5 protein-coding genes and 1 pseudogene are annotated in these 7,651 nt (G+C 62.6%); 2 read left to right on the top strand and 4 right to left on the bottom strand.

Annotated features, from left to right (window positions below):
• Positions 1-120: 120 nt before the first annotated feature.
• The gene (locus ACLQI9_RS01340; protein WP_442375825.1) at positions 121-216 is read right to left on the bottom strand and encodes a type I restriction-modification system subunit M N-terminal domain-containing protein; all 96 of its coding nucleotides are present in this window, start codon (positions 214-216) and stop codon (positions 121-123) included.
• 179 nt (positions 217-395) lie between these two features.
• On the opposite strand from ACLQI9_RS01340, the gene ACLQI9_RS01335 reads away from it, so the two are divergent.
• Positions 396-2,384, top strand: a complete 1,989-nt coding sequence (locus ACLQI9_RS01335) for an ATP-binding protein (protein ID WP_442390822.1) — start codon at positions 396-398, stop codon at positions 2,382-2,384.
• 177 nt (positions 2,385-2,561) lie between these two features.
• Here the strand turns inward: ACLQI9_RS01335 and ACLQI9_RS01330 are convergent, their stop codons facing one another.
• Positions 2,562-3,131 carry a recombinase family protein gene (locus ACLQI9_RS01330; protein WP_442375829.1) on the bottom strand — a complete coding sequence of 190 codons (570 nt, stop codon included), beginning with the start codon at positions 3,129-3,131 and terminating at the stop codon, positions 2,562-2,564.
• Positions 3,132-3,370: 239 nt separating this feature from the next.
• Between ACLQI9_RS01330 and ACLQI9_RS01325 the strand changes: the two genes are divergently transcribed.
• Entirely contained in the window at positions 3,371-4,675 is a 1,305-nt protein-coding gene (locus ACLQI9_RS01325; protein ID WP_442390820.1) for an adenylate/guanylate cyclase domain-containing protein, read from the top strand.
• 30 nt (positions 4,676-4,705) lie between these two features.
• Here the strand turns inward: ACLQI9_RS01325 and ACLQI9_RS01320 are convergent, their stop codons facing one another.
• Positions 4,706-7,381 carry an ATP-binding protein gene (locus ACLQI9_RS01320; protein WP_442390818.1) on the bottom strand — a complete coding sequence of 892 codons (2,676 nt, stop codon included), beginning with the start codon at positions 7,379-7,381 and terminating at the stop codon, positions 4,706-4,708.
• Between the two features lie 90 nt (positions 7,382-7,471).
• Positions 7,472-7,651, bottom strand: a pseudogene (locus ACLQI9_RS01315) (limonene-1,2-epoxide hydrolase family protein); the annotation flags it as partial.

The raw sequence follows: 7,651 nt of genomic DNA, 5'->3' as shown, positions 1-7,651 counted from the left end.
GTGTAGGCCAGGAACCGGACGACCTCGCCCTGGCGGTCGACCGCCACGGCCAGCGCCGCCACCTGAACGTGGCTCAGGTATCCGCGGTCGGCGTGCTGACGTTTGGGCAGCCGCACCCCTTCACACGAAGATCACGTCGCCGTACTGGTTGGGCTGATACGGCCCACGCAGCAGGTCGGCGATCTTCCAGATCAGATTGGCATTGGTCTGTGCCATAGCCCCCGACTCTCCTTCCAATCGATGACAGGTGGAAGTTACCCCGCCCCGACGATGAGAGGCGGTAAGTGCGCGTCTCCTTTCCTCGGTGCGGTGTCGAGTTGCCCCTTCGAACCCGCTCCGGCGTGACAACAGGACGCCGCTCGTGGGATGTCGGCCGCTGCTTCTAAGGTCTCCACATGGCGGACTTGCACCTGGAGGCGGGCGAGGATCACGTAGAGCGTCTGGCCCATGAAAACGACCCAGTACGCGCGGTCGTCGAACTTGTATGGAATTCGGTCGACGCCGAGGCCACCGAGGTCGAGGTAGCTTTCGAGAAGAACGAGATGGACGCGATCACCAAGGTGACGGTGGCCGATAATGGACACGGAATTGAGCGCGAAGAGCTGGCTTCGACTTTCGGGCGAATCGGCGGGTCATGGAAACGACTCGCCGCTAGAACGAAGAACGGCAAGCGTGGTCTTCACGGCAAGCGCGGTGAGGGACGTCTCCGGGCGTTTGCGCTCGGGAACCGCGTCGAATGGGTGAGCCATAGCATCGACGTGACGGGCCAGCTGCAACGAGTGGAGATCAGCGGTAGCACGGATCGCCGTCACGTTTTTTCAACCGACTCCAGTAGCGCAGCCGACGTGCCCTCAGAAACCACCGTGACTGCCTGGAATGACAGCCAGAGGTCATTGGCGGCGCTTGAGAGCAGTCAGACGCTATCCGTGCTTCGGTCGCACTTTGCGCCCGTTCTGTTGAACGACCCCGAACTAGCGATCAACTACAACGGCGTGGCTCTTGATCCTGCGGATGAGATAAGCCATACGACCGACATCCCCCTCCCTTTCGTTGACGAGGGCGGCAATGAATATCACGCTCGACTTCGCATCATCGAGTGGAAGAGCGGGACTCATCGAGCGGTCTATTACGGCCAGGACGGGGAACACTTCGCATACGAGGAGTCGGCCAAAGACATTGAGCCGCAGTACCGATACTCGGCATATGTCACCTGGGAGGGCTTCGATGACGAAGCTTTGTCGACGGTCGGACTCGGCGATATGGCCACCGGGCCGGTCGGCGCGCTCTGGACTTCTGCACGTGAAGGCATTCGCGTACATTTCGCCGCCCGACGACGGGAGCGCCGCCGCGAGCAGGTCGTGAAATGGAAGAAGGACAACGTCTACCCCTATCAAGGGGAGCCGCAGAGTGAGCCTGAAAGAGCAGAGAGGGCTGTCTTCGACGTCATATCGGTTGCGTTGAGCACCCAGATTCCGTCGAAGAGTGGCGACGCTCGCCTCTCCCTGGCGCTACTCCGCGACGCCCTACGGTCCGATCCGGACAGACTGACCACAATCATTCACGAGGTCGCGGCGCTAAGTTCATCTGATCGCGAAACGCTTACGCGGCTGCTCAGCGAGACAACCTTGCCCGCGATCATCAAGGCCGCGAATCTAGTTACCAGCCGCAACAAGTTCCTAACGGGCCTCGAACACCTCTTGTTTGATCCGGTCGACGCGAAGAACGTTGGTGAGCGTGATCACCTCCATCGCATTCTTGAGCGCGAGCTGTGGATCTTCGGCGAGGCCTATTACGTGATGAATAGCGAACGTGGCCTAACCGAGATGCTCCGCACCCATTTGAAGTTGGAGGGACTCCCCACCAAAGGTGTGGAACCCGTAACGAGATGGGACGGCAAGACGGGGCGCGTGGACCTTCATCTCGCCGCCAAGACTCAAGAGTTCGATCGGACACGACATCTCGTAGTCGAACTCAAGGCCCCCGATATCCGGCTTGGACGTTCCGAACTTGACCAGGTCGAGGATTACGCCAACACGGTGTTGTCCAACTCGGCGTTAGCCACCGATAAGGCGGAGTGGGACTTTGTACTCGTTGGGACCGATATGGACGACGTCGCACGCAGGAGAGTACGAAACAACGACTTCGAGGTAGGACAGTTCTGGGGTCCAGAGCCCGAACCGGGTCAACCCCGTGTCAGAGCGTTCGTGCGCCGCTGGCGGAACATCCTGGATGAGAACCGCCGACGCCTCGCCTTTATGACGACCAACCTAGAACATGATCCGACTCTTGAAGAGGGCCTCGGACATATTCGCGAGCACTACGGAGACTTACTTCCGCCTGAGGTGCGCGGTAATGCAGAAGTCGGAAAGCTCCAGACTGCCTGATCAACTGAGCGGCGTTGCCCTCATTCAGGCATCGGTACAGGGTCGTTCGACTTACGCCGAGGTACTTCGCGATGTCCAGGCCGGTGTGACCGTCGGCGTTCGTCCGGCGGGAGTGCGGCCTGCGACTGTCCGTTGTCGATGCACTCGATGGTCGCCGGTGTGGGGGGACACCACGAATCACGCTGAGAGCTGAACACTCTCGGAGAGGTGCCGGTAGACGGTGGCGCGAGAGACTCCCAACATCTTCGCGATGTCACCGGCCGTGATGCCCTTCTCGCGGAGCTGGCGGGCTTTGGCGGCATCGGCGTCGTCGACCTTGCGTGGACGTCCACCCTTGCGTCCGTTTGCTGCGGCAGCGGCCAGGCCCGCGCGGGTGCGCTCGATCATGGTGTCGCGTTCAAGTTGAGCGAAAGCGGCCATGATGGTGAGCATCGCCTTCCCCATCGGCCCGTCGGTGTGCAGGCCTTCGGTGAGGCTGCGGAATCCGATCCCTCGGGACGTCAACTGGTCCACCACGGCGAGAACGTGCTGGGTATTGCGCCCGAGCCGGTCGAGTTTCCAGACGGTGAGCACATCGCCCTCGCGGAGGTGGTCGAGGCAGGCATCCAGATTGGGTCGGGACGCGGTCGAACCGCTGACTCCATAGTCGGTGTAGATGCGCGTCGCCCCGGCTTCCTCAAGTGCGTCGAGCTGAAGCTGGGGATTCTGGTCGGTGGTGCTGACCCTCGCGTATCCGATGACTGCCAATGCCACTCGCTCCTTGTCTCATAATCCCGTGAAGTTATCGGTTTTGATAATACCGGTTATGAGACAGGTTTTCAAGACAGGTGATCGACTCGTTGAGCCTGGACGCATCCGTCCTAGCGGAGGTGGTGTCCTAGTCTCAGCAATCCATCGTTTTCGAGACAGGCGGAGAGAAGGACACTTTGCTTCAACTCGTTGCATGACACCGAAACTCAATGCGCTCCTCGGCTTACACTTCCGCAATGTTCTCGGAGACGCGCTATGCGCTGAACGGGGACTTGCGCGTCGCTTATCGCGCGTCACGTGAAGGTCCGCGCGACATCGTGTTCGTCTCTCCCCAGTTCACAAATTGTGAGGTCTTTCCCGAGCTGCCGTATATCCAAGGCTGGTTTGAGGCGATGACATCGCTTGGCCGACTCATCTACTTCGACCAGCCGGGTACGGGGGTTTCCGATCCCGCAATGCCGACCTTGGAGCTACGGGCCGACAGCATCACCGCTGTGCTTGACGATCTCGGATGCGGCGAAGCGGTCATCGTTGCGGTCGACGGCACATTCCCGGAATCGGCGCTGTTCGCAGCCACACATCCATCCCGCACGACCGCGTTGGTCGTCCTCGAGGGCTACGCGGATCCGCTTGCTGAACGTACAGAAGGAGCGCCCCTCGAGGAAACTGTCGCTGCCTATGTCGCTATGTGGGGCACGGGGGAGTTTGCGCATCTCACGAATCCGGACATGCCGTGGAACGAGGAGATTCGGGCGACCTGGGCGCGGCACGAACGCCTGGCGGCAAGCCCAGGGACTGTCGCCATTTTTACGAGTCGGATGGCCGAGTTGAACGTGCGACCTCTTCTTCCGACAATCCGCGTGCCCACCCTCGTCGTCCATCACACCGACGACCAGATCATCCCGCCTGTGATGGGCAAGTACATCGCCGATCACATATCGGGTGCGAAATACGTTGAACTGCCAGGACGCAACGTGTATCACTTCGTGGAACCGTGGCACGATTCGTTCCAGGTGATTGCCGAGTTTCTCACCGGCGAGCAGGCTGACGTGGCCGATGATCGGGTTCTGGCCACGGTGCTGTTCACCGACATCGTGGACTCAACACGCCGCGCCGCCGAAATGGGCGACCGGGATTGGCGCGCACTGCTCGATGCGCACGACGCCGTTGTGCGCTCGCAACTCAATCGCTTTCGAGGCCGCGAGGTGAACACCTCAGGGGATGGGTTCCTGGCGATGTTCGACGGCCCGCAGCGGGCGATCCGCTGCGCCATGGCGATTCGTGACGCGGTGCGATCGCTCGGCATTGAGGTGCGCGCCGGGTTGCACACCGGCGAGTGCGAGGTCCGAGGTGATGACATCGGCGGGATCGCCGTGCATATCGGCGCGCGGGTGAGCGCACTGGCGGGGCCGAACGACGTGCTCGTATCCAGCACGCTGCGCGACCTCGTGATCGGGGCAGGACTCGACTTCGACGAGCGGGGCTCTCACGCGCTCAAGGGCGTGCCCGGCGAATGGCGTCTCTTCGCCGTCGCCTCGTAGATGCGGGATTTGGCCAAACTCACTCAGCAATCATTTCGAGGCAGTCTTCAGTTCTGTTCGGGCCTGGTCGATTTGGTCGTATGCGTAGGTCACCATGGCGGCGGTGGTCATCGTCTCACCCTTGTGGGCGAGCGATTCGTAGGTTTCGTCGCCGAGGACATTGCGGAGGTGGGTGATGGCAACGTCCATCTCTGAAACGATCAACCGTGTGTAGGACGTGGCGGCGAATCCACTGATGGTGGCGGCCGCTTCGTGGTGCCCAAGGCGGTCGAACAATGGGATGAGGACGCCTAGCGCCTGAGGCAGCAGGAAGAAGCTGCCGGAGTCGTAGTAGTACCGGATTGGCAAGATCACGTAGTCGAGGGCGTCGACGGCCTCACCGTGGGTGGTCGCCAGGAGAGACAGCATCCCCGCAATGCTTGTCTCGGTCATCCGGCTGCCACTGTCTTGCGCGATTGTCAGGCCTCGACGGAAGGCTTCATAGGCGGCGGCGGGAGCGATGCCACGGTGGGCGGTGCCATACGCGAACAGCGCCCACGCGGCCAGGTTGGGGTTGTCGGTGGTGTCGGCGGCGGCAAGGAGTTCTTCCGAGGCCGCCCTTGCCTCGTCATCGGCACCGGCCATTTTCAGCGCGATGGCCAACAATGCCTGAGCGTGAACATTAGTGGCCGAACGGCGCGCAATTACGATGCGGCACCACTCAACCCACCGCTCAGGCTGTCCTATCGCTTGGTACGGGCTGCCGATCCCCGCTTCGATGTCCTTGCGCACTTCGTCGAAGCGTCCGCTGGTGACGGCTTCCTGGCCGGCCCCGGCATAACCGACGGCCTCGTCGATCCTTCCGGCCGTGAAGCACAGCGTCGCCATTGCGTAGAGCTGCGCCAAGCGGCGGTGTTGGACAGCGTGCGCGGGTTCGATGAGTTCCTCGACCCATCGGATAGGTTCGTGCTGTTCGCCCCAGAAACCGACCAACGCCGCGTAGTGGGCAATGGCCGACGCGGAGTCGAGGTCGTCGTGGTCGGCGGCCCAGCGGAACGCCGTGCGCAGGTTTGCCATTTCGACCGTTATCCATGAGTACGCTTCGCGCTGCTGTGGGCTGTCCCACAGGGCGAAGACATCGGATTCGTGCTCTGCGAAGTAGCGGGCGTGCGCGTTGCGGACCTTATCGGCGTCGCCCCTTCCGGTGAGCATCTCCTCGGCGAACTGTCGAATGGTCTCCAACATCGAGAACCGCGTTCGTCCCCCCGACCGGTCGGCGACCAGCAGCGACTTGCGCACCAGCGCGTCGAGCAGATCCACGGTGGCGAAGTCATCGTCAGAACCCATGACGGCGCAGGCACTTTCGAGGTCGAACCCGCCGGCGAACACTGAGCACCGTTCCAGCAGCGGTTTCTCCGCGTCATCGAGGTGGTCGTAGGACCACTGCACTGCGTGGCGCAGCGTTTGGTGGCGTGCCAGGCCGCGCCGCGATCCGATTAGGAGCCGGAACCGCTGATCGAGACGATCACGCACCTCGTTTACCGTCATCGATGCCATCCGCGAGGCCGCCAACTCGATGGCCAACGGAATCCCGTCGAGTCGCCGGCAGATCTCCAGCACCGCATCCCCCTCACCGGTGTTGGCGACCGAGAAGCGCGGCGAAACGGCCTGCGCCCGTTCGACGAACAGAGCCAGCGCCGACGAGTCGATTCCTGTATCGACACCGAGTGAGGGCACCGGCCACAAATGCTCGTCGGCGACCCCTAATCCCTCGCGGCTCGTCGCGAGCATCTTCACCGTCGCCGAATGCGCCATGATGGCCTCGATCAGATCGGCCGCGTCACCAAGCACGTGCTCGCAGTTGTCGAACACCAACAACCGGGCTCTGCCCTCAAGCGCGGCGGCCACCGACTCACTCACGCTCTTGCCCGGCTGCTGGGTAATGCCCAGCACCGCGGCGACCGCGTCGGGCACCGCCGCCGGATCGGACACCGCAGCCAGCTCGAAAAACCAGACCCCATCCGGAAATTCATCGGCCAGCCGGGCCGCAACCTCCACCGCCAGGCGAGTCTTACCAACCCCGCCCACCCCGGTCAGCGTGACGACCCGATGCGCCCGCAGCACCGCTTCTACCTCGGCGACCTCGGACTCACGCCCAATGAAGCTCGTGGGCGCGGGACGCAGATTCCCCGGACCCACATCCAGTGCCCGCAACGACGGAAACTCCGTGCGTAGGCCCGCCGCTTGGACCTGAAACACCTGAACCGGGGTCGGCAGATCCCGCAACCGCCGCAGCCCCAGATCCACCAGATCAACCCCGCTCACCAGACCCGCCGTCGACTCGGCCAAAAGGATCTGACCACCATGTCCAGCGGCCATCACCCGTGCGGCTCGATTGAGCACCGTTCCGAAGTAGTCCCCGTCTCGCAGCTCGGCCTCGCCGGTTGCCAATCCCATTCGCACCGGCAACTGCAACTCCCGTTGCGCGTCGATCGCGGCGTTCACGGCAGACATCGGCGACGCGAAGGCCGCCACGAAACCGTCGCCCGTGTGGCTGAACAAGAACCCGTCATACGCCTCAATCGCCCCGCGCAACACCTCGTCGTGCGCGGCGAGGGCGATCCGCATGCCATCGGCGTCGGCCTCCCACCGACGCGTCGAACCCTCGACGTCGGTGAACAAAAACGTCACCACTCCCGAGGGAGCAGCCGCCGCAGCAGCGGACACCCCTGCAGAATCTCACAACAGACACGCTGCCACCTCGCACATCGGCGGAATCCGGCCCCACAGACCGGCCCCAAGGCCCGGTGTAGCGCTCTATCGTGCAGTACCGGTTGGGACTAGCGCGCTGATGTCTTCGCCCTGCAGGAGCTTGACCGTCAACGACACGTCGAAATAGTCCGTCCAGCGGGCGATCTTGCTGTCGTCGTCAATGACGAATGTGCCCATGACAGGAACAGCTGGTTTGGTTCCGTCGGGTGCCTGGATGTAGTCAAG

This window comes from Mycobacterium sp., from assembly GCF_052143115.1.
In the GTDB taxonomy this organism is placed as follows: domain Bacteria; phylum Actinomycetota; class Actinomycetes; order Mycobacteriales; family Mycobacteriaceae; genus Mycobacterium.
This window is presented reverse-complemented; position numbering and strand designations above follow the sequence as displayed.

Excerpts from the sequence above, each read along its gene's own strand:
- ACLQI9_RS01325 (WP_442390820.1), top strand. The coding sequence starts at position 3,371 with ATGTTCTCGGAGACGCGCTATGCGCTGAACGGGGACTTGCGCGTCGCT.
- ACLQI9_RS01335 (WP_442390822.1), top strand. The coding sequence starts at position 396 with ATGGCGGACTTGCACCTGGAGGCGGGCGAGGATCACGTAGAGCGTCTG.
- ACLQI9_RS01340 (WP_442375825.1), bottom strand. The coding sequence starts at position 216 with ATGGCACAGACCAATGCCAATCTGATCTGGAAGATCGCCGACCTGCTG.